Below are 19,176 nucleotides of genomic sequence, written 5' to 3'. Positions count from 1 at the left end.
CGACCTCTGGGCATCGTCCCGTAGACCACGACGGATGAGAGCCGGACAAGCCCCTGCCAGGCGATCGGGCTCACCACCGACAGCACGTCGACGGCCTACCGTTGCGGGTCAGCGCCGGACTTGGACCGGACTTCCCCTGCCAGAGGCGATCGGCACCATACCGCCGCCCGCACACGCACCTCAACAGCCCGGACACAGAATGTGACCAGCGGCACCCGGGGAGGCTGGCGAGACGTCAGGGAGGTCGCCGACGGATGCCGGGAACCGCTTCCGGGGGTCACCGTCGGCGGTGACGCACCGGCCGGCCGTGCGGTGGAGCGACAGCGGTACGCGGCGGGGTCCGCCTCCCGACATCATGGGGCGGGCGGTCGCACGTCTGTGCTTCAATGCGCTGTCACACCGTCCACGCACCGCCTGTCCGAGTGCGACTCACCACCGGGAGCAGTACCGGCCGATGAACGCTGAATGCCCCCGGTGCACCGAGGCCGACCAGGCCGTGAGCGTGCCGCTGGCCCTCGCCGACACCACCCACCCCCTCGGGGAGCCCGAGCGCAGCCTGCTCCTGCCGCCACCTCCGCCGGCTCCGGCGGTGGTCGGACGCAGCAAACCCGCCGTCGCGCTCTACGCCGTGGCGGCTGTGATCACCGTCCTCGGGCTGAAGAGCATGGCCGACGGACTCTCCGGCCCGCAGGACGCCGACCTGGCCTACCGTCTGGGCGCGATCCTCGGCCCGCTGTTCTTCTCCGTGCCCCTGGCGCTGGCCGGGATGGTCGTGCAGCTGACGACGAGACGGCGGCGGGTCCGGGCGGCCGAGGCCGGGGCCGAGGCGCGGCGCGCGGTCTGGGAGCGGTGCCACCGGGTCTGGCAGGCGGCCTGGCTGTGCCGGCGGTGCCGGACGGCGTTCTTCCCGAAGGGGTCGGTCACCCCGGACTTCCCCGCCTCGCCGGCCATCGCGGTCGCGCAGGTCCCGAGCTGGGTGACGGCGACGGCGGAACGGGCGCTCGGCGTACCGGAACCGGCTGCGGTCCGCCCGGTGCCGTCGGGCGACAGGTCCTCGTAGTGCCCTGTGCGGTCTGGGCCTCGGCCTCGGCCGGAGCGCCCTCCTCCTGGTGGGCGACCGCGACCGGAGACCTCGCGGTACCGGTCGGGGTACTGCTCCGGGTTCCGCCGGTGAACAGGGCCGCCGCTTCGCGGCTCCCGGCCACGTCGCGCTGCCGCACCCCGGTGACGCCCAGACCCGGGTGGAAGCCGACCGTGGCGGCCGGGGCGCGGGGGTGGCGCCGCAACCGGAGGTGACGGTGCCGTTGGCCGACCGGTCGCCCGGCCCGGGAACCGGGTCGGGACGCTCGGTCAGAGGTTCTGGTGACCGACGGGGTGGTGTTCGGTGTCGTACTCGTCGAGGGCGCTCTGGTGGGAGGCCGCGGGCACGGGGATGACGTACGCGGTGAAGGCGGTGCCGGGAATGGTGACGGTGGTGGCGGTGGTGGGTGCGGCGTTGCCGAAGCTCATGGTGGCAGTCGCCACGTTCGCCGCGGGCTGGGCGACGAACAGATCGGCGCCGTTGGGAAGGGTGTGCTGGCCGTACATCCCGATCGGGCCGGTGTCGGTCGGGCCCTTCACCCCCGCGCAGTCACCGTACGGGCTGGTGACCCGCCCCTCGAAGGCCGTCCGCAGGCACACCAGACTCCCCGCGGTCCGCTCCCCCGGCGCGTAGTCGGCAGGAACCACGGGATAGTACGTCAACGTCACCGACCAGTCGGCACCGTCCAGCACACCACTCCCCACCACCTGCGACAGCTGGCCCGCCACCGGGGGCGGGGGCGCGGCGCCGAACTGGACCCGGGGTGGGCCCGCCGGGCCCCGCTGGTCCGAGGTGAGCGCGAGGGCTCCGGCCAGGGCGCAGGTCAGGGCGCAGGCCGCGACGCCGGTCAGGGCCCGGCGGCGGGTGCGTCTGGCCCGGCCCGACCGCAGGATCTCGGTGACCGGTGCGGGCGACGGGGTGATGCGCCCGGCCGCACGGGCGAGGGCGTCGTGGAGTCGATCGGTCACGGGGTCGCTCCCACCAGGTCGGCGGCGTGGTCGAGCAGGGTGGGGTCGGAGCGCAGCCTGGCCAGCGCACGGGACGCCTGGCTCTTCACCGTGCCGATGCTGCAGCCGAGTTCGTCGGCGACCTGCTCCAGGCTCAGGTCCTCCCAGTACCGCAGTACCACCACGGCCCGCTGGCGTTCGGGCAGCCCGGCAAGGGCCGCGACCAGCAGGTCGCGGTCCTCGCCGCCGTGGGTGACCGCCGGGGCCGGGGTGTCCGGCAGGAAGGGCGTCAGCAGGTGGCTGACCCTTCGCCGCCGGTGCCGGCTGCGGTTGTTGTTCACCAGTGCGCGTCGCAGATAGCTCGCGGCGGTGTCCGGCTCGATCCGCCGCCAGTGCGGATACGCCTTCGCAAGGGTGGTCTGCACCAGGTCCTCGGCGTCGTGGAAGTCACCGGTGAGCAGATAGGCGGTCTGCACCAGTGCCCCCCACCGGGCCACCACGAACTCGCTGAAGCCGGCGTCCTCGCCGGCTCGCTCTCGGCCGCTGCGCACGGAAATGGGAATCCTTCGGGTCGGTGAGGGGGTCAGAACTTCTGGTGGCCGACGGGGTGGTGTTCGGTGTCGTACTCGTCGAGGGCGCTCTGGTGGGAGGCCGCGGGCACGGGGATGACGTACGCGGTGAAGGCGGTGCCGGGAATGGTGACGGTGGTGGCGGTGGTGGGTGCGGCGTTGCCGAAGCTCATGGTGGCAGTCGCCACGTTCGCCGCGGGCTGGGCGACGAACAGATCGGCGCCGTTGGGAAGGGTGTGCTGGCCGTACATCCCGATCGGGCCGGTGTCGGTCGGGCCCTTCACCCCCGCGCAGTCACCGTACGGGCTGGTGACCCGCCCCTCGAAGGCCGTCCGCAGGCACACCAGACTCCCCGCGGTCCGCTCCCCCGGCGCGTAGTCGGCAGGAACCACGGGATAGTACGTCAACGTCACCGACCAGTCGGCACCGTCCAGCACACCACTCCCCACCACCTGCGACAGCGGCGCGGCGTCCGGCCCCGAGGAGACGGGCGCGGCGGTCGGGCCGGGCGCGGGGGTGGAGTCGGCGCTGGCGGACGTGCTCAGGGCGAGGCCGGCCAGCGCGGCTGCGGCCGCGGCGCCCGCGAGGAGCTTGGTCCGTGCTCGGGTCATGGTTTCTCCTTGGATCGTGCAATGGGTGAACGGCAGGAGCGGCGCCTCTCCACCCGTCAGTACTCCCGCTCCGCCGAACGGGTTGCACGCATCGACCGGAGCGGTACGGGAGGGCGCCCACGCGGTCCGGACCCGCTTCGCGCGAGCTCCGGGCCACACGGGTGGACGCCGTGGGGTCGGCGGCGAGGTGTCCGAGGGGCCCACGACCAGGGACGACGGGCCGAAAAGCATCAGTAGACTGCTCGCCGGTTGTCGACGTCCACGATCGGAGAGCATGCGCCATGGGTCACAGGCGTGCCGTGCGAGGGACCAGGAGAACGCGGAGAGCCCGGAGACCGCGGCGGCTGGCGGCGACCCTGCTGGTCGCGGTGGCGGTGGCCGCGGCGACGGGGGTCGCGCTCGGCGGTGGTTCGCACTCCGACGACCACGTCACGGCGGGGACCGTACCGGAGCCCGTCACCGACCCCGGTGGGCCGGTGGACCAGGGCGAGATCTCGGCGCTGGCCGGGCCGAGCGCCGCCGCCGTACCGTCCCCGAGCCCCTCCCCCTCGCCCAGCGGCAGCCCCAGCCCCGGTGCCGCGCTGGGTGAGAGCCCGGCGCTGGACAGCCCCCGGATGAAGGACATCGCCCAGCAGCTCGTCTCCAGCGCGGAGAACTCCTCGCTGGACTGGCGGGCCCAGTACAAGTACATCGAGGACATCGAGGACGGCCGCGGCTACACCGGCGGCATCATCGGCTTCACCTCGGCCACCGACGACATGCTCCAGCTGGTCCGGCACTACCAGACCCTCAGCCCCGGCAACCGGCTGGTCCGCTACCTGCCCGCGCTGCAGCAGGTGAACGGCACCGACTCGCACGAAGGGCTCGACCCGACGTTCACCGAGGACTGGCGGGCCGCCGCCCAGGACCCCGCCTTCCAGCGGGCGCAGGACGAGGAACGCGACCGGGCCTACTTCACCCCGGCGGTCCGCCAGGCCAAGGCGGACGGCCTGCACGCGCTCGGCCAGTTCGCCTACTACGACGCGCTGGTGATGCACGGCCCCGGCACCGGACCGCGGAGCTTCGGCGGCATCCGCGCGGCCGCCCTCGCCAAGGCGCTGCCGCCGTCCCGGGGCGGCGACGAGACCGCCTACCTGACCGCGTTCCTGAACGCCCGCCGGTCGGTGATGGCCGCTGCGCAGCACGACACCGACCGGGTGGACTCCGTCCAGGCGGCCTTCCTGCGCGCCGGCAACCTGACCCTGGCCACCCCGTTGCGCTGGACCATCCACGGCGACTCGTACACCATCGCGCACTGACGGGGGCGAGCGGCGCAGCGTTCCCGGGCGCCCGTCGGAGGCACCCGGGCTCGTGCTCGGTGGCGGGACGGGCACCGCGAGCGTGCGCAGTGACCGGCCTGTCGCTCGCGTCGACTTCCACCGGTGGAGGACGGCGTCCTGCTCCGACGGGCTGAGACCGGCCGTGAGCTGACGGGCGATCACGATGACATCGGCGTGGCCGGCCTCCAGGGTGCACACCGGCCGGTCGGAGCCGGGTACGTCGCCTCGGTCAGGCCCATGCCGTGGCGAGTTGGCGAGCCATCGAGCGCAAGGCCGGGCGTGCGGGCGCGGGCATGCCGGTCAGCACCATCAGGACGAGCGGTCCGCACAGGCCGGCGACCGCGAACCGGTCCTCCGGGACGGCGTCGAGACGGGTCCTGACGTGATCCACGACGGCACGGGCCGGTGCGGCCAGCAGGTCGGCTTCGGCGACGAGCCGACTGACCTCGGGGTCGTGCTGAGCTTCACCGAGCAGCGCCCGGTAGGCCGCGCCTGCGGGTGAGGCCGTGAGAAAGGTGGCCAGCTTGACCAGGAAGTCGGTCATGGCGCGGACCGGGTCGGCGTGCGGGGTGAAGGCCAGCTCGCTGCGTGCGTCCTGATCGCAGGCTTCGATCAGGATGTGCGCCTTGGTCGGCCACCACCGGTAGACGGTCATCCGTCCGACCCCTGCACGCTCGGCGATGCCTTTGATGGTCATCGCGGCGTAGCCGACCTCGCCGAGCAGGTCGTCGATCGCCTGCAGTACGGCGACACGGGCATCCTCGCTGCGGGGGCGCCCGGGGGCGGCGGAACCGGTCATATCCCCAGCATATCGAGACGTTCCGTAGCCCTCCCCCGTGAATCAGGGACCGGGCGGCCGCCTTCCTCGGGGGGGACGGAGCCGTCCAGAACACCTGGACGCCATGCCGACCACTCGGCTGCGCGCGGGTTCCGTACCGACCTCACCCCGCCTTCTCCGCCGTGCAGTTGCGGGCCGTCACACCAGCGGCGACCCCGGCTCAGGGTGTGGTGGCCTCCCATGCCGCCTCGATCATCCGGAAGACCTCGTCGACCGTGGCCCCGGGATCGGCCGCCCGGCAGGCGAGCGCGTAGGCGTCGATGGTGAACCGCGCGGTCGCCTGGCAGGCCGTCACGCTCCGGGACAGGTGCGGATCGGCGGCCAGAGCCGACGCCAGCGCCTGCGCGTGACGCAGTTGCATCGACTCCTCGTACTGGCACAGGGCGGGTGACCCCTCGATCATGCGCCGGACCGGGGCTGTGCCCTCTGCCGTGCAGTGCCGCACCAGAGCCCGGATCTCCCGACGCAGCGCCGGGACGAGTCGCTCGTGCGGGGCCCGGTCGGTGACCGCCCGCAGGAGGCGCTGCTCGAAGTCCTGGTCGCGCTCGAACACCAGGGCCTCTTTCGAGGCGAAGTGGGAGAAGACCGTGGTGACGGCCACGTCGGCCTCGGCCGCCACGTCACGGATACCCACGGCGTCGTACCCGCGCTCCAGGAAGAGCCGCAGCGCGGTGTCGGCGATCTTCTGACGGGTCGCGGCCTTCTTGCGTTCCCGACGTCCTGGCGGCTCGATCATGGCATGACACTACCAGATGCAAATAGCTAACCGTTGTGAAACCCTAACGGTTAGGGCTATCGTGGCCGCATGAGAAAAGTGAGCTTCGCCGAGTTCGGCGGTCCCGAAGTCCTGCGCCTGGTGGAAGCCGAGGAGCCCCACGCGGGCCCCGGCCGGATACGCATCGCCGTACGGGCGGCGGGTGTGAACCCCGTCGACTGGAGGATCCGGGAGGGCCAGGTCCTGGGAGCCCACCCGGTCGAGCTGCCTGCCGGGGTCGGGCTGGACGCCGCCGGGGTGGTGGACGAGATCGGCGAGGGCGTCGAGGGGATCGAGATCGGCGACCATGTGTTCGGTGAAGGCACCGACACGTACGCCGAGTTCGCCGTGCTGTCGGCCTGGGCCCGCATGCCCGAGGGACTGGCCTTCGAGGAGGCGGCCGGGTACCCGTCCGTGGTGGAGACCGCGCTGCGCATCATCCGCGAGGTCGGCGTGGGGCCCGGGCAGACGCTGCTGGTCAGCGGTGCGTCCGGCGGCGTCGGGTCGGCAGTGCTGCAGATCGCCCGCGAGCGCGGCATCACGGTGATCGGCACGGCCGGGGCCGCCAACCAGGACTACCTGCGCGGCCTGGGTGCCCTCGCCACGACCTACGGCGAGGGCTGGGTCGAGCGGGTGCGGCACCTCGGCCGAGTCGACGCGGCCCTCGACCTGGCCGGCTCGGGCGTGATCCGCGAACTCGTCGAGCTGACCGGGGACCCGCGCAAGGTCATCTCCATCGCCGACCTCGGCGCGCCGCGGCTGGGCGTCCGGTTCTCCGGCGTGGCCGGGAGCGTGCCCGACGCGCTCACCGAGGCCGTCGACCTCATCTCCCGGGGAAGGCTGCACATCCCGGTCGACAGGTCGTACCTGCTCACCGAGGCAGCGGCGGCGCACGCCGACAGCCGCGCCGGCCACACCCGGGGGCGCCGGGTCCTGGTCGTCTGAGCCGCCGCCCGCCCGTCGCCCCCTCCCGGACCGACCGGTGAAGCGCGTCGGACGAAGCCGGAGCGGCTACGCCTCGTCCACGCGACCGCGGCGTCCTGCGCGACCGGGTCGCTCGCCCACCGCCTTCCGGGCGAGGTCGAATCCGGCCCGGTCCGCAGGCGTCGCGCCGGTCGGAGGCATGTGCTTCACGAGGCGTTCCGGGCCGGGAGCCGGTGCGGCCCGGGGGGCCGGAGCGGGAGGGAGACGGGCGGCCCGCGCGGTGGCCAGGCCGGCGGCAAGGCCGAGCGGCAGGGCGAGTAGCCAGACCAGGACCGGGGAGCCGACGCGACCGAGGGCGAGCCCGGAGGTGGGCCCGATCGCGGTGCCGATGTCCTGCGTGGTGGAGAGAGCCGCCTGATAGGTGGCGGTGCGCCCCGGCGTGGCACGGCGGCTGACGAACGCCGAGGTGGCGGGGCCGGAGATCATCATCCCGAGGGAGACGACGAGGACGGCCACGACCAGGACGGGATAGCCGAGCCCGGCGGCGGCGAATCCCGCGAGGCCCGCACCTTGGAGCGCGGCACCCAGGAAGAGCAGCCAGGGGGTGCTGCGGTGGCGGCTCCAACGGCTGACCGGGATCTGGAACAGGACGGTGGCGACGGCGTGGACGGCGAAGAGGATCGCGTAGGCGGTGGCTCCCAGGGAGTCGAGTGGGCGCAGCAGTACCAGGCCGTCCGCCTCCCACCAGGTGAAGGTGATGCTGAGCAGGCCGCCGCCGAGGACGAGCAGAGCGAGCCTGCGGTCGCGCAGGATCTGCGCGAGTGCGCCGGCCGCCTCCTTCTCCCCGGGGTCCTCCTGAGCCCTCTCCGGCCCGATCGTGCGGTCGGACGGGACCGCGGCGAACACCGCGAGGACGGCGCCGGCGAGCAGGACGCCCGTCGTGGCGAACACGCCGCACAGCGAGAAGGAGACGACCACCGCCCCGAGGATCGGGCCGACGACGCTGCCGATGCTGGCGACCACGCGGGTCAGCCCGTAGGCATGGTGGAGCTCCTCGTCGGCGTGCAGGTCGCCGACGAGGGCCGCGATGGTGGGGTGGAACGCTGATTCGAACAGCCCCGCGAGCAGGAAAAGGCCCAGGGCGAGGGGCGCGTGGTGGACCAGGGACAGGCTGCCGTAGCCGACTGCCATCCCGGTCGTGGAGATCAGCAGCGTACGGCGGTGGCCGATCCGATCGGCCAGGAAACCTCCGGCGAGTCCGCCGGTGAACTCACCCACCGCCTGGACCAGGAAGAGCGCGCCTGCCGCTGCTCCGCCCAGTCCGCCGACGCGGTGGGCCCACAGGATGACGAAGGGCAGCATGACGCCGTCGGCGAGGGCGCCGAGCAGTCGTGCGGCCAGGAGGCCCCGGAAGGCCGACCTGGTCCGACGGCTCGTCAGTGCGTCGCGGAGTTCGGGTTCGGCCTCCTCGGCGCGCGCCGTCACGCCGGGGTGCCTGGGGCCACGGCGGGCCGGGCGTCCGCGGTCCAGTAGCCCTTGGCGAACACGCACTCGGGGCGGACGCCGGCGCCGTGCACCAGTTCGCGGACCACCCGGGTCACCCGCGCCTCGGCGAGGACGTAGACCTGCCCGTACCGCCTTGCCCGCAGTTCCCGCTCGACCGCCGTGAGCAGCGACTCCGGATCGCCGGGCGGGCGGCCGGAGCGCTCCAGCCAGCGGACGCGGCCCGCCGCGACGGGGAGCCGGTCGGCGCCGGAGTCGGTCTCGATGACGGCGGTGGTGTCCTGGTCGCTCGACAGTGCCTCGGTCAGGGCCGCGATCGCCGGCAGGGAGGCTTCGTCGCCGACGAACAGATGGCCGTCGGCCGGCCGCAGTTGCAGCTTTCCGCGGGGGCCGACGACTTCCACGGGCGAACCGGGCTCCGCGTGTGCAGCCCAGGTGCTGCCCGGTCCGCCGTTCGCGTGCAGGACCGCGTCGACGTCCCACTGGCCGTCCTGCGGGCGAGCGTGACGGATCGTGTAGCGCCGCTTGACCCGGCTCCCGGGCGCGGTGGTGAGCAGCACCTCGATGTCCTGCGCCGGGTGGGGCCTCAGTCCGATGAGGCTCGGGCCGCTGATGGTGAGTCTGACCGTGCGGGGAGTGAGGTGGCGTCGGCCGAGCACGATGCAGCGATGGATTGCTTTCATGGCTTCCCAGTTCCTATGGCGTCCGGGGCGGTCAGGCGCATCTGCGGCCACCCACCCCCATTACGAGGCAACGTGCCTCGTAATGAGAGTAGCATCATTACGAGACACCATGCCTCGTTAAGCTCGCGCAGTGCCGGGCCCGACTCCGGCCCGACCGCGCCCGGTACGTGATGAGCGACAACGCCGAAGCCGCCCGCTTTCGGCCGATCAACGCTCCCGGGGGTGGGGCCTGCGTGACTCGGGCGACCCGGTACGCCCCGCCGGGCGCACCCGCGGCGCCGACACGGGCGAACCGGCAGCGCACGACTGCCGTGGCGACTTTTCCACCGTCATATGCGGAACTCGACGGTCCCTCACTATATTCGCCGAGGCGCGTCCCGGCCGCGGGTCCCAGCGGCACCGTCACCACCGACGACGAGGACGGAACCATCGTGCGCAGGAACATCAGGAGCAAGAGGTTCGGCATCGCCGGCTGTCTGCTGGCCGGGGTCGCGGCGGCGGGAGTCCTCACCGCCCCGGCCGCCCAGGCCCAGTCGGCGTCGCCGACCCGCACCGAGGGCATCAACTGCAGCAGCCCGACCATCGGGTTCCTCAACGGCCAGTGGTACTACAGCATTTCCTGCTCGGCCTGGGGCACCAGCAAGTGGTGGGTGAACGTCAACTGCTCCGACGGATCCTCACGGAGCGACGGCCCGCACACCACCTTCCTGAACGTCTACCTGTACTGCCCGCCCAACACCACCGTCACCAAGGGCTGGGTCAGCTACACCCCCTGATCCGAACCGCCCGTCCCCGCCGCGCCGGCGCCCTCGCCTGCCGAACGCACGGTCACCCGGTCCAGTACTGGGCGAGGGCTCCTTCCCGGTACGGGGCCGGGCTGACGCTGAGGTCGCCGGAGAACGGACGGTCCAGGACGAAGACCAGCAGCAGGCTGAAGCCGATCAGCCCGGCGACCGAGGCGACGAACAGGATCTGCACCCGCAGCTTGCGCAGACCGTAGAGGAACGTGAGCGGGATCAGGACGAGTGCCCCGCCGAAGGCCAACACCTGCAGCAGCGGGGGGAGTTCCTGGCGTGCCATGGTGATGCGGGCCCGGCGCTGGGCGGCCACGTCGTTGAGACGGTCGACGGCCTGCTCGTAGAAGACCTGCTCCGCCTGACCCTTGGGGTCGTACGTCTGGAGCACGTGGAACGCGTTCTGCAGATGGGCCTCGGTGGCCCCGTAGCTGGGGTCACCGGCGCGCATCCGCGGCCACTGGTCCTCGACGACCGCGTGGACGTAACCGCTCATGGCCGAGTCCAGCCCGGCCCGCACCGACACCGGGAACGCGGTGGCGTCACGGGCGATGAGCGCCGCGTCGGTGGCCTCGGAGGCGACGATGGTCTGGGTCGCGTCCAGCTGCGTCCACAGGGTGACGATCACGAACGCGAGGATGATCCCGTAGATGGCGCCGAACATCCCCAGCGTCACACCGACCATGTCGTTGTGCTCACCACGGGCCAGCGACGGGTACCTGCGGCGCACCAGCACGCTGCCGGCGACGGCCAGGAGAATGGTTCCACCGACGGCGACGACGGCCAGCGTGAAGGTGCTGAGGTTGTTGAGCAGCCATAGCGACATGGACGCGGAGTCTAGGCGGGGCACGGCGACCGCAGAAACGATCCGCACCGCGGTCTCGTGTGCCACCACGGGCAGGCGCGAAGAGATTCACACCACCGGGTGACCCCCGATCCGTCGGCCTCCCGGGTCCCGCTCCGGTGACCGCGTCGAGAGCCTGCCTCGGTGGTGCTGCGCTGCCTGGGCTACCGGAGGTCCGGGGGGAGGTCCCCGGGCTGCATCGCGGTCGCGGTGGGCCGGCGGAGGTCGACCGGCCGGCTGCCGCGCCAGGTCCGGTAGCGGTCCGCCCAGCCCCCGGTGGGCCGTCGTCGCCCGGGCCGGCGGGCGAACGTCCCCCGGTCAGACGGCGGGGACAGGCGGTGGACGATCCCGTCGATCACCGGGAGCAGGCGGTCCAGCAACTTGGCCATGGTGAGGTGTCCCGTCGTCAGGTTCCGCAGGCGGCACGGACGTAGGCGCCTACCTCGTACGGTCCCCCGTGGTCGCCCCTGGTGTCCACCAGGTGGCTCTGGACCTGGAGGTTGTAGTTGTACGTGCCGCCACCGGGGCAGCCGATGTACCAGAGGACGTCGTCGACCTCGTTGGGCGAGTACTGGGTCGGGCCGTTCGTCCAGCCGGTGTAGGCACGCGGCCCGGACCAGGAGGAACGCAGGAACTGGCCCTTGGTGTAGTGGTAGAGGAAGTCGCCCGAGCAGATCGAGTGGCTGCTGGAGGACAGGCCTCCCGGCGCGGTCACGGTGGGCCGGGCCCACGTCGAGCAGGTCCACGGCCCCTGGGTCGCCGCACCGGGGCTCGCAGCCTTCGCCGGTGCGGGGGCGAACGCGGCGGGGTCGTTGTTCTGCGCCTCGGTGGCGTCCAGGAGCCCGCTGTGCCACTCCTCGGTGCCGTCGAAGCCCCAGTGCTGGACGACGCTGCCCGGCGGCTCGGCGGCCGGCGCCGCCCCGGCCGGGGCGGTTGAGGGGGACGGGGTGGTGGTCGCGGCGCCCGCGGTCCCCGCCATCGGCGCGGCGAGCAGCACGACGGCGGCCACCACGAAGGCTGTCTTGCGGATCAAGGTCATGTCCTTCCGACGGATGTCTGCCTCGGGGACATGCTGACGCCACGGAACGCTCCGAACACAGAGAAGCCGGGCGCAGCGGCTCGAAACCGCCGAGGACGGGCTTGTTCCGGGCCCGCGGCCCCGCACGGCGATGTCGGAACCGGGGAGTGCGGCGCGCTCCGCTGACGTGCGGACGTTCCCGGGGCGGCCCGGTGGGGTCAGACGGGCGACGTGCTCCCGCGCTCGATCAGCCGGGTTTCGAGCTCGATGCGGGGTGCCCGGACCGGTTCGCCGGCCATCAGCCGCAGCAGCATGTCGGCCGCGAGCCCGGCCATCTCGCGCACCGGTTGGCGGACCGTCGTCAGGTCCGGGCCGAGCCGGTGTGCTTCCGGCAGGTCGTCGAACCCGACGACGCTGAGGTCGTACGGGATCCGGATCCCCCGCTCGGCCGCGACGTCGAAGACGCCCAGCGCCATGTGGTCCGAGCACGCGAAGACCGCCGTCGGCGGCTCGGGGAGGGCCAGGAGTTCCCGTACGGCGTCGGCGGCCCGCGTGCGGGACCAGTGTCCGTGCCGCTCCAACTCGGCCGCGCCACGCAGCCCGTGGGCCGCGAGGGCCGACCGGAATCCGTCGAGGCGTGCCTGGCCGTAGTGGTGGTGGGGTGCGCCGCCGACGGCGGCGATGCGGGTGTGTCCCAGGGCGATGAGGTGTTCGGCGGCCTGCCGCCCGCCGGTCCAGTTCGTCGCGCCCACGGTGGGAACGTCGTCGGGCGGCGGTCGGTCCGGGTCGAGGGCGACGAGGTGGACACCGGCCGCGGCCAGTCGGCGGTGTTGTGCGGCCGTCGGCGTGACCAGGGCGAGGACGGCGCCCCTGCTGCCCCGGTCGATCAGCCGCTGGACCCAGTCGGGACCGGACGGCTCCGACTCGCGGGCCACCACGACGACCACGTCACGGCCGGTCTTCGAGACCGCTCCCTCGATTCCGGACAGCATGACGTTGGCCCAGGTGCCCTCGACGCCGGACACCACCAGTTCGACGAGACGGCCCGGGCCCGGGCCCTCGGAGTCCACCGCCGCGTATCCGGCCTCCCGCAGCAGGGCGGACACCGACTCGCGCACCGCGGAGGAGACGTCGCTGCGGCCGTTCAGCACCTTCGACACCGCCGGAACGGGTACGCCCGCGGCTCGGGCGATCTGGGTGAGGGTCGGTGATCCCGGTGGTCTGCGCCAGGTTCGTGGTGTCATCCGCCCAGGATGCGGCGACGCCGCCATGTTGCGCAACTACTGCCGCTGGTTCCGCCCGTCTGGCCTCGATAGCATGACCGGAAGTCGCGGTTCGGCGCACAGGAGTTGCGCAACATCGGGAGGTGTCCCATGGCCGGTACGGCGAGACGGGCGGTGGTCGTGCGAGGGGGCTGGGACGGCCACGCCCCCACGGAGGCCACCGAGCGCTTCATCCCGTTCCTCCGCGAGCAGGGGTTCGAGGTCGTGGTGTCCGAGAGCCTGGACGCCTACACGGACACGGCGCTGATGGCCCGCACGGACCTCGTCCTGCAGTGCTGGACGATGGGCTCACCGGACGAGGGCCAGGTGGACGGCCTGCGGACGGCGGTCGAGGCCGGCACGGGGTTCGCCGGATGGCACGGCGGCATCGTCGACTCCTTCCGCTCGTCCCCGGCCTACCTCCAGCTCGTCGGCGCGCAGTTCGCGGCCCATCCGGGCGGCGTCCACGAGCACACCGTCGAGGTGGTGCCCGCCCGGGCCGACCACGAGATCGTCAGGGGCCTGCCCCCGGCGTTCACCGTCGAGGACGAGCAGTACTGGGTGGCGACCGACCCCCGCATCGAGGTGCTGGCCACGACGACCGTGCCGTCCCGTGACGGCGATCCGTGGCACACGCCGGTCACCTTCCCCGCCGTCTGGACCCGCAGGTGGGGCGCGGGGCGGATCTTCGTCTGCACCCCGGGCCACCGGCTGCCCACACTCGACGTGCCCCAGATCCGTACCGTCATCGAGAGGGGCCTGCTGTGGGCGAGCCGATGAACGTCGGCGTGGTCGGCGCCGGGAACATCAGCGGCCAGTACCTGCGCACGCTCGACGCCCTCGGGAACGTGCGGGTCCGCGCGGTGGCCGACCGCGACCCCGGCCGCGCCCTCGCCGCGGCGCGGCAGGCACCCGGATCCCGGGCGGCCACGCTGGACGAACTGCTGGCCGACGACGGCATCGACGTCGTCCTGAACGTCACCCCGCCCGAGGCCCACGCCGAGGTCGCGCTCGCGGCGATCGCCGCGGGCAAGCACGTGTACGGGGAGAAGCCGCTGGCGGCGAGCACCGCCGGGGCCCGCGAGGTGCTCCGGGCCGCCGAGCGGGCCCGGCTGCGGGTCGGCTGCGCGCCGGACACGGTGCTGGGCACGGGAATCCAGACCGCACGCAGCATCGTCGAGGACGGGGTGATCGGCGTACCGACCTCGGCGACGGCGGTCATGGTGGGCTTCGGCCACGAACGCTGGCACCCCGACCCCGAGTTCTACTACCTGCCCGGCGGTGGGCCCCTGCTCGACATGGGACCGTACTACCTGTCGGCCCTCGTCCACCTGCTCGGGCCGGTGACGTCGGTCATGGCCGCGGCCGGCCGGTTCCGGCCGTTGCGGACGATCGCCACGGGGGCACGTGCGGGCACCACGTTCGAGACCCGGGTCGACACCCACGTCACCGGGATCCTCCAGCACGAGAGCGGCGCGCTGACGACCCTGGTCATGAGCTTCGACGTACTGGCCTCCCGGGCGTCGACGATCGAGGTCCACGGCACGGCGGGATCGCTCGTCGTCCCGGACCCGAACGGCTTCGACGGCGACTGCGCGGTCCGGACGACCGCCGACCTGACGGACTGGACGGTCTTCGGGCCCACCGCGGGGTACGTCGGGGCGGGCCGCGGCTACGGTCTCGCGGAGATGGCCGAGGCGATCGAAGGGGCCAGGCCGCACCGGGCCTCCGCCGAGCTGGCCTACCACGTGCTGGACTGCTCCCACACGCTGCTGGCGGCGGCCGCCGAGCGCACGACGCTCGACGTGACGAGCCGGTGCGACGTACCGCCGCTGGTGCCGCTCGACCACCGGGCGTTCGGCGCCGGCTGACGGGCACAGCGGTCCGGCTCGGGCGGGTGGAGTGGTGGGGCGCCCCCGTCGGTGATGCCCCCTACGGGTGCGGCGGCTCCGGCGTCGGGACGGGCGCCGGGCCGCCGCACGGAGCGGTCAGGCCGCCGGCGCCGCGGCGGACGCCACCGAGGCCGGCCGACTCGCCGCAGGAGGCACGTCGGGCCGGGCGGTGGCCGTGGGTGCCGCTCCGGAGGCCAGGCCAGAGGAGGCGGCCGGTGCCGGGGCCGCGGCCACCGGGGTCGGCCGGGTCGGGGCGGGGGCCGCGTCGGGCAGGGCCGTCGGCACGGGTGCCGTCCCGTTCGCGGGAGCCGTGGAGGCGGCCGGTCGCATCATCAGCTCGGCGCTCTGCCTGGCCTGTTCCACCTGCGGGGCGACGGCCGCGGCGGGCTGCTCCAGGGCCGGGTTGCCCCGGGGGCGGGCGAGCGCGGCGGATTCCGCCCGGGCGCTCAGTGCGTGGCTGGCGGCCTCGTCGAGGCTGACGGCGCGCTGCAGGTGGGTGGCCAGCCTGCCGGCCTCCCGTCCGAGCGAGGCGACGTCGTTCCAGCTGAGGGTGAGGACGACGCGGAGCTCGGCGTTCCCGTCCGGCAGTGCACGGAGGGACGATATGGGCAGATCGTTCACTGGACCATCCTGGGTTCGGTACGGACGACGGACGACCGGTGCGGCCGCGCGCTCATAGGGGAAGAGGGACATTCCGGCGAACCATCGCGCGACTTTGCACATCTTTTACCTTCGGGTGTCCGGAGGCCGACGGCCGAGGTGCCCGACCGGGCCGGGCGGGACGCCGCGCGGGCTGCCCGGGACGCCGGACCGGGCGCAGCGTAGGCTCGTCGGCAGAGGCCGCCGCACGGCCGACGGCTCCGCACGCAGCGCCGCTTGACGGGGCGTCAGGACCGCCGGAGAGAGGGGATGCGCCGTGTGCACCGTGTTCGTCAGCTTCGATCCCGGGTCGCCGGTGCCGGTCCTCGTCCTCGCCGCCCGGGACGAGTACGCCGACCGGGCCTGGCTGCCTCCCGCCCGGCACTGGCCGCGGTACCCGCGGCTGCTGGGCGGCCTCGACCTGCTGGCGGGCGGCACCTGGCTGGCCGCCGACCCGGGCGGCGCCGGCCGCGTCCCCCGGCTGGCGTGCGTCCTCAACGGGTTCGGGCTCCCCGCCGACCCGGACCGCCGGCTCTCGCGCGGTGAACTCCCGCTGCTGGCCGCGGCGGGCGACGACCTCACCGACCGGGACTGGACCCGCTACGACCCGTTCCACCTGATCACCGCCGGGCCGGACGCGGTGACCTCGCTGGGATGGAGCGGCACCGAACTCACCCGCCAGGCGCTGGAGCCGGGCCTGCACGCCGTCATCAACGACGGGATGGAGGGCCGCGCCTCGCACCGGACCTCCTCCGAGCAGGCCTCCCGGATGATGGCCGCCCGGCTGGCGCACTTCCGCCCCCGGCTGGCCGCCGTCCGACGGCCCGAGCCGCCGACCACCCCCACCCCCACCGATGGCGTCGGCATGCCGACCGCCGAGGCGTGGGCGCAATGGCCGCCGATCGCCGACGGCGACGGGCTGGACCGTACCGCCCCGGCCGCACTCGTCCAGCACCGCGACTTCGGCGACGGCCGCATCTGGGCCACCACCTCACTGGCCCTGGTCGGACTCGGCCGGACCGGGATCCGCTACGACTTCAACCCCGCGCCGGGCAACGCCGCCTGGTACCCCGTGGACACCCGCCCGCCCACCTCCTGACCTGTGCCCGGCACGGCCTTCCACCGCCCGCGCACGGTGCGACCGGCGACTGTCCGCGCCGGTCGGGACACGTCCCGACCGGGCAGGAGTACGGTGTGACACCGTTCGACCCGCCCGTCGGCATCGCTCCGGCCCGGCCCGGATCCCTAGGGCTTGCCTGACAATCCCTAGGCGAACCCCGACATGTCCGCCAGCACCACGGCGACGAGCTCGCGGCGGCTCCGGACACCGAACTTGTCGAAGACGGCGGTCAGGTGTTCCTGCACGGTGTTGGCGGAGATGTGGAGCTCGTCGACCAGCTGGCGGGTGGAGTGTCCCCGGATGACCAGGGCTGCGACCCGGGTCTGGGCGTCGGTGAGCCCATGGGCGCTGAGCAGGACCGCTCCGAGTTCCGCCGGTCGGGCCGGTTCCACCACCACGCCGATCTGCGGGCCCAGGCGGCTGGTGTGCAGAGCGAGCCACCGGCCCGAGCGTCCGCGGACGCGGACGGTCGAGGGCACCGGGCCGGCGGCGGCCGCGAGCACGCTGACCGGGAGCAGGCCCGCATCCTGCCGGTCCCCGTCGGGGAAGTCGGTCAGCCACTGCTCGGCTTCGGGGCTCATGGACACGGTCCTGAGAGCGGAGTCGAGCAGGATGAGACCGACGCCGTCCGGGCCGGCGGTGTCCTTCGCAGGCGGTGCTGCGGTCACCGCCGTGCGCAGAGCGGTCGCCAGGACCGGAGCGACGCGTCGGACCAGGGCGACTTCCTCACCGGTGAAGCCCGAGGAGGCGGCCTCCCGGTGCAGGCAGAGCACGCCCCAGCAGCGGTGCCCGGTGACCAGCGCGGCACGCAGTTCGTCGCCGAGCCCGAGCGGGGCCATGATCTCCCGGTAGCGGGCGCTGTCCGCCCGGCTGCCCTCGGTGGCCCGGTCCAACGAGCCGACCGGATCCGCCGCCCGGGCGAGGCCCGCGAACTTGTTGACGTCCGCCCGCCCGAACTCGTTGTCGAGGAACAGCGCCGTCGCGGGACCGAGTGGGTCGTCGGCGGTCGCCGAGGTGAACAGCAGGGTCACCGGATCGACGGTCGCGAAGAAGGCCGCCTCCGCCGGGACCACCCGGCGAAGACGGCCAACGATCTCCGTGCCCAGCGTCGCGCTGTCCAGCCCGCCGCGGCACCGTCGTTCGATGTCGGCGAGTCGGCGTTCCACGGCCGCACCTGCCACGGACACGACTCTACTCCCGACCACCCCCCGGGCCCTGGGCGAGCCCGAGCTGGCGCAGCAGCCCCAGGTCGTCGAGCCGGCCCCAGCGCTCGACGATGCGGCCCTCCCGGACCCGGAAGACGTTGATCCCACGGAGCGTGACCGTGCGCCCGGTGGCCGGCGCCCCGAAGATCTCGCCGAGCTGGGTCCCGGTGGCGCTGAAGTGTTCCACGACCATGTCGTTCTCGGCGACGAGGAAGTCGGGCGTGGAGTGCCAGTCCGGGAAGGCACCGCGGAACAGGGCAGCGGCCGTGCGCATGCCCTCACGGCTGGCGTCGGAGCCGACGGGCGGGTCGTGGTCGAGGAAGTCCTCGGCGAGGTACTCGTCGACCGCCGCGAGGTCGCCCTCGGTGAACAGTGCGTCGATGAAGGCACGCACGATCTCTCGGTTGTCTGCGGTTCGGGTCTTCTTCATGGTGTCCATGACCAAAGTCTTCGACACCGCCCCGGCCCCCGGTACCCCAAGAAGCTGGGGTTTCTCGCGGGTCCCGCGTCCGGCACGCGCGGTGGGGCGCGCATCACCGGAGAGCAGGTGTCACCACCAGAGCTGGTCCGCGTAGTTCAGGCAGTCGTACTGGAAGGCGCCACTGTTGTTCGCCGTCCCCTGGACGACCAGGCACTTGCCGCTGTTCGCGTTCTGGAATCGGAGGTGACTGGCGGAGTCGACGTAGACGGCCCAGAGCTGGTCGTTGAAGTTCAGGCAGTCGTACTGGAAGCCGCCACTGTTGTTCGCCGTCCCCTGGACGACGAGGCACTTGCCACTGTTCGAGTTCCTCAGGTGGAACAGGGTGCCGGAGGAGTTCGGCACCAAGGTCCAGTACTGGTCGGCGAAGTTCCCGCAGTCGTACTGGAAGGCGCCACTGTTGTTCGCCGTCCCCTGGACGACCAGGCACTTGCCACTGTTCACGTTGTGCAGGTTCGCTCCGGAAACCTGCACGGCGGCGGACTTCTGATCGCCGACGGACGTCACCCGGGTCATCGAGGTGATCGACGTGTCCCGGTTCTCTGCGGCGGCGGCGGAGCCTGCGGTCCCGGCCAGGGCGGCGCCCGCAAGGGCTGCCGCGGCGACCGCGGATCCGAACTTCCGCAATCCGCTACCCGAATTCTTGAGCATGCATCCCCCAACCAGTGTTCCGGTGCCCGCACTTTCCGCGGGCA

22 protein-coding genes are annotated in these 19,176 nt (G+C 73.1%); 7 read left to right on the top strand and 15 right to left on the bottom strand.

What is annotated here, in order from left to right:
• Positions 1 to 454: 454 nt before the first annotated feature.
• On the top strand, positions 455 to 1,060 hold the full coding sequence (locus tag ACIOFR_RS26960) for a hypothetical protein (protein ID WP_401001624.1): 606 nt from the start codon (positions 455 to 457) through the stop codon (positions 1,058 to 1,060).
• A 290-nt stretch (positions 1,061 to 1,350) separates the two neighbouring features.
• Here the strand turns inward: ACIOFR_RS26960 and ACIOFR_RS26955 are convergent, their stop codons facing one another.
• From ACIOFR_RS26955 to ACIOFR_RS26945, 3 genes are read right to left on the bottom strand one after another with little or no spacing between them, the layout of a single operon-like run.
• The gene (locus ACIOFR_RS26955) at positions 1,351 to 2,049 is read right to left on the bottom strand and encodes a hypothetical protein (RefSeq protein ID WP_401001623.1); all 699 of its coding nucleotides are present in this window, start codon (positions 2,047 to 2,049) and stop codon (positions 1,351 to 1,353) included.
• Complete coding sequence (locus tag ACIOFR_RS26950; RefSeq protein WP_401001622.1) at positions 2,046 to 2,579, bottom strand: SigE family RNA polymerase sigma factor; 534 nt, start codon at positions 2,577 to 2,579, stop codon at positions 2,046 to 2,048. Before ACIOFR_RS26950 ends, ACIOFR_RS26955 begins: the two co-directional genes overlap by 4 nt.
• Before the next feature lie 32 nt (positions 2,580 to 2,611).
• Positions 2,612 to 3,208 carry a hypothetical protein gene (locus ACIOFR_RS26945; protein WP_401001621.1) on the bottom strand — a complete coding sequence of 199 codons (597 nt, stop codon included), beginning with the start codon at positions 3,206 to 3,208 and terminating at the stop codon, positions 2,612 to 2,614.
• Positions 3,209 to 3,576: 368 nt separating this feature from the next.
• On the opposite strand from ACIOFR_RS26945, the gene ACIOFR_RS26940 reads away from it, so the two are divergent.
• On the top strand, positions 3,577 to 4,506 hold the full coding sequence (locus tag ACIOFR_RS26940; RefSeq protein ID WP_401001619.1) for a chitosanase: 930 nt from the start codon (positions 3,577 to 3,579) through the stop codon (positions 4,504 to 4,506).
• A 250-nt stretch (positions 4,507 to 4,756) separates the two neighbouring features.
• Here the strand turns inward: ACIOFR_RS26940 and ACIOFR_RS26935 are convergent, their stop codons facing one another.
• Positions 4,757 to 5,326: a TetR/AcrR family transcriptional regulator gene (locus tag ACIOFR_RS26935; RefSeq protein WP_401001618.1), complete on the bottom strand. Its 570-nt coding sequence runs from the start codon at positions 5,324 to 5,326 to the stop codon at positions 4,757 to 4,759.
• 199 nt (positions 5,327 to 5,525) lie between these two features.
• Positions 5,526 to 6,101, bottom strand: a complete 576-nt coding sequence (locus tag ACIOFR_RS26930; protein WP_401001616.1) for a TetR/AcrR family transcriptional regulator — start codon at positions 6,099 to 6,101, stop codon at positions 5,526 to 5,528.
• Positions 6,102 to 6,170: 69 nt separating this feature from the next.
• On the opposite strand from ACIOFR_RS26930, the gene ACIOFR_RS26925 reads away from it, so the two are divergent.
• Complete coding sequence (locus ACIOFR_RS26925) at positions 6,171 to 7,064, top strand: NADP-dependent oxidoreductase (RefSeq protein ID WP_401001615.1); 894 nt, start codon at positions 6,171 to 6,173, stop codon at positions 7,062 to 7,064.
• Positions 7,065 to 7,130: 66 nt separating this feature from the next.
• Here ACIOFR_RS26925 and ACIOFR_RS26920 read toward each other — a convergent pair whose 3' ends face one another.
• Both ACIOFR_RS26920 and ACIOFR_RS26915 read right to left on the bottom strand, forming a co-directional pair.
• Positions 7,131 to 8,528, bottom strand: coding sequence for an MFS transporter (locus ACIOFR_RS26920; RefSeq protein WP_401001613.1), 1,398 nt, complete (start codon positions 8,526 to 8,528; stop codon positions 7,131 to 7,133).
• Positions 8,525 to 9,229 carry a siderophore-interacting protein gene (locus ACIOFR_RS26915; RefSeq protein ID WP_401001611.1) on the bottom strand — a complete coding sequence of 235 codons (705 nt, stop codon included), beginning with the start codon at positions 9,227 to 9,229 and terminating at the stop codon, positions 8,525 to 8,527. The genes ACIOFR_RS26920 and ACIOFR_RS26915 overlap by 4 nt, the downstream gene beginning before the upstream one ends.
• Before the next feature lie 431 nt (positions 9,230 to 9,660).
• Between ACIOFR_RS26915 and ACIOFR_RS26910 the strand changes: the two genes are divergently transcribed.
• A complete protein-coding gene (locus ACIOFR_RS26910; RefSeq protein ID WP_401001610.1) occupies positions 9,661 to 10,005 on the top strand; it encodes a hypothetical protein in 345 nt (114 codons plus the stop codon).
• A 52-nt stretch (positions 10,006 to 10,057) separates the two neighbouring features.
• Here ACIOFR_RS26910 and ACIOFR_RS26905 read toward each other — a convergent pair whose 3' ends face one another.
• The 4 genes from ACIOFR_RS26905 to ACIOFR_RS26890 all read right to left on the bottom strand — a co-directional run bounded on the left by ACIOFR_RS26905 (position 10,058) and on the right by ACIOFR_RS26890 (position 13,129).
• The gene (locus tag ACIOFR_RS26905; RefSeq protein WP_401001608.1) at positions 10,058 to 10,849 is read right to left on the bottom strand and encodes a DUF4239 domain-containing protein; all 792 of its coding nucleotides are present in this window, start codon (positions 10,847 to 10,849) and stop codon (positions 10,058 to 10,060) included.
• A gap of 182 nt (positions 10,850 to 11,031) precedes the next feature.
• Positions 11,032 to 11,256 (bottom strand): hypothetical protein, encoded by a 225-nt coding sequence (locus ACIOFR_RS26900; protein WP_401001606.1) that lies wholly within the window; start codon positions 11,254 to 11,256, stop codon positions 11,032 to 11,034.
• Positions 11,257 to 11,273: 17 nt separating this feature from the next.
• On the bottom strand, positions 11,274 to 11,900 hold the full coding sequence (locus tag ACIOFR_RS26895) for a hypothetical protein (RefSeq protein ID WP_401001604.1): 627 nt from the start codon (positions 11,898 to 11,900) through the stop codon (positions 11,274 to 11,276).
• A gap of 203 nt (positions 11,901 to 12,103) precedes the next feature.
• The gene (locus ACIOFR_RS26890) at positions 12,104 to 13,129 is read right to left on the bottom strand and encodes a LacI family DNA-binding transcriptional regulator (protein ID WP_401001603.1); all 1,026 of its coding nucleotides are present in this window, start codon (positions 13,127 to 13,129) and stop codon (positions 12,104 to 12,106) included.
• 129 nt (positions 13,130 to 13,258) lie between these two features.
• Here ACIOFR_RS26890 and ACIOFR_RS26885 point away from each other — a divergent pair, with 129 nt between their 5' ends.
• The gene (locus tag ACIOFR_RS26885) at positions 13,259 to 13,927 is read left to right on the top strand and encodes a ThuA domain-containing protein (RefSeq protein ID WP_401001601.1); all 669 of its coding nucleotides are present in this window, start codon (positions 13,259 to 13,261) and stop codon (positions 13,925 to 13,927) included.
• Positions 13,912 to 15,018: a Gfo/Idh/MocA family protein gene (locus ACIOFR_RS26880; RefSeq protein ID WP_401001599.1), complete on the top strand. Its 1,107-nt coding sequence runs from the start codon at positions 13,912 to 13,914 to the stop codon at positions 15,016 to 15,018. Before ACIOFR_RS26885 ends, ACIOFR_RS26880 begins: the two co-directional genes overlap by 16 nt.
• 117 nt (positions 15,019 to 15,135) lie before the next feature.
• Here the strand turns inward: ACIOFR_RS26880 and ACIOFR_RS26875 are convergent, their stop codons facing one another.
• Positions 15,136 to 15,660 (bottom strand): hypothetical protein, encoded by a 525-nt coding sequence (locus ACIOFR_RS26875; protein ID WP_401001598.1) that lies wholly within the window; start codon positions 15,658 to 15,660, stop codon positions 15,136 to 15,138.
• A 295-nt stretch (positions 15,661 to 15,955) separates the two neighbouring features.
• Between ACIOFR_RS26875 and ACIOFR_RS26870 the strand changes: the two genes are divergently transcribed.
• Positions 15,956 to 16,777, top strand: a complete 822-nt coding sequence (locus ACIOFR_RS26870) for an NRDE family protein (RefSeq protein WP_401001596.1) — start codon at positions 15,956 to 15,958, stop codon at positions 16,775 to 16,777.
• 167 nt (positions 16,778 to 16,944) lie between these two features.
• Here the strand turns inward: ACIOFR_RS26870 and ACIOFR_RS26865 are convergent, their stop codons facing one another.
• The 3 genes from ACIOFR_RS26865 to ACIOFR_RS26855 form a co-directional block, all read right to left on the bottom strand.
• Complete coding sequence (locus ACIOFR_RS26865) at positions 16,945 to 17,979, bottom strand: LuxR C-terminal-related transcriptional regulator (RefSeq protein ID WP_401001595.1); 1,035 nt, start codon at positions 17,977 to 17,979, stop codon at positions 16,945 to 16,947.
• Positions 17,980 to 17,989: 10 nt separating this feature from the next.
• Entirely contained in the window at positions 17,990 to 18,442 is a 453-nt protein-coding gene (locus ACIOFR_RS26860) for an ester cyclase (protein WP_401001593.1), read from the bottom strand.
• A gap of 111 nt (positions 18,443 to 18,553) precedes the next feature.
• The gene (locus ACIOFR_RS26855) at positions 18,554 to 19,108 is read right to left on the bottom strand and encodes an RICIN domain-containing protein (RefSeq protein WP_401001592.1); all 555 of its coding nucleotides are present in this window, start codon (positions 19,106 to 19,108) and stop codon (positions 18,554 to 18,556) included.
• Positions 19,109 to 19,176 lie beyond the last annotated feature (68 nt).

This window comes from Kitasatospora sp. NPDC088346, from assembly GCF_044740765.1.
Lineage (GTDB): Bacteria > Actinomycetota > Actinomycetes > Streptomycetales > Streptomycetaceae > Kitasatospora.
Note: the sequence above shows the minus strand (reverse complement) of the source record. Positions and strands in the feature narration are given on the sequence as shown.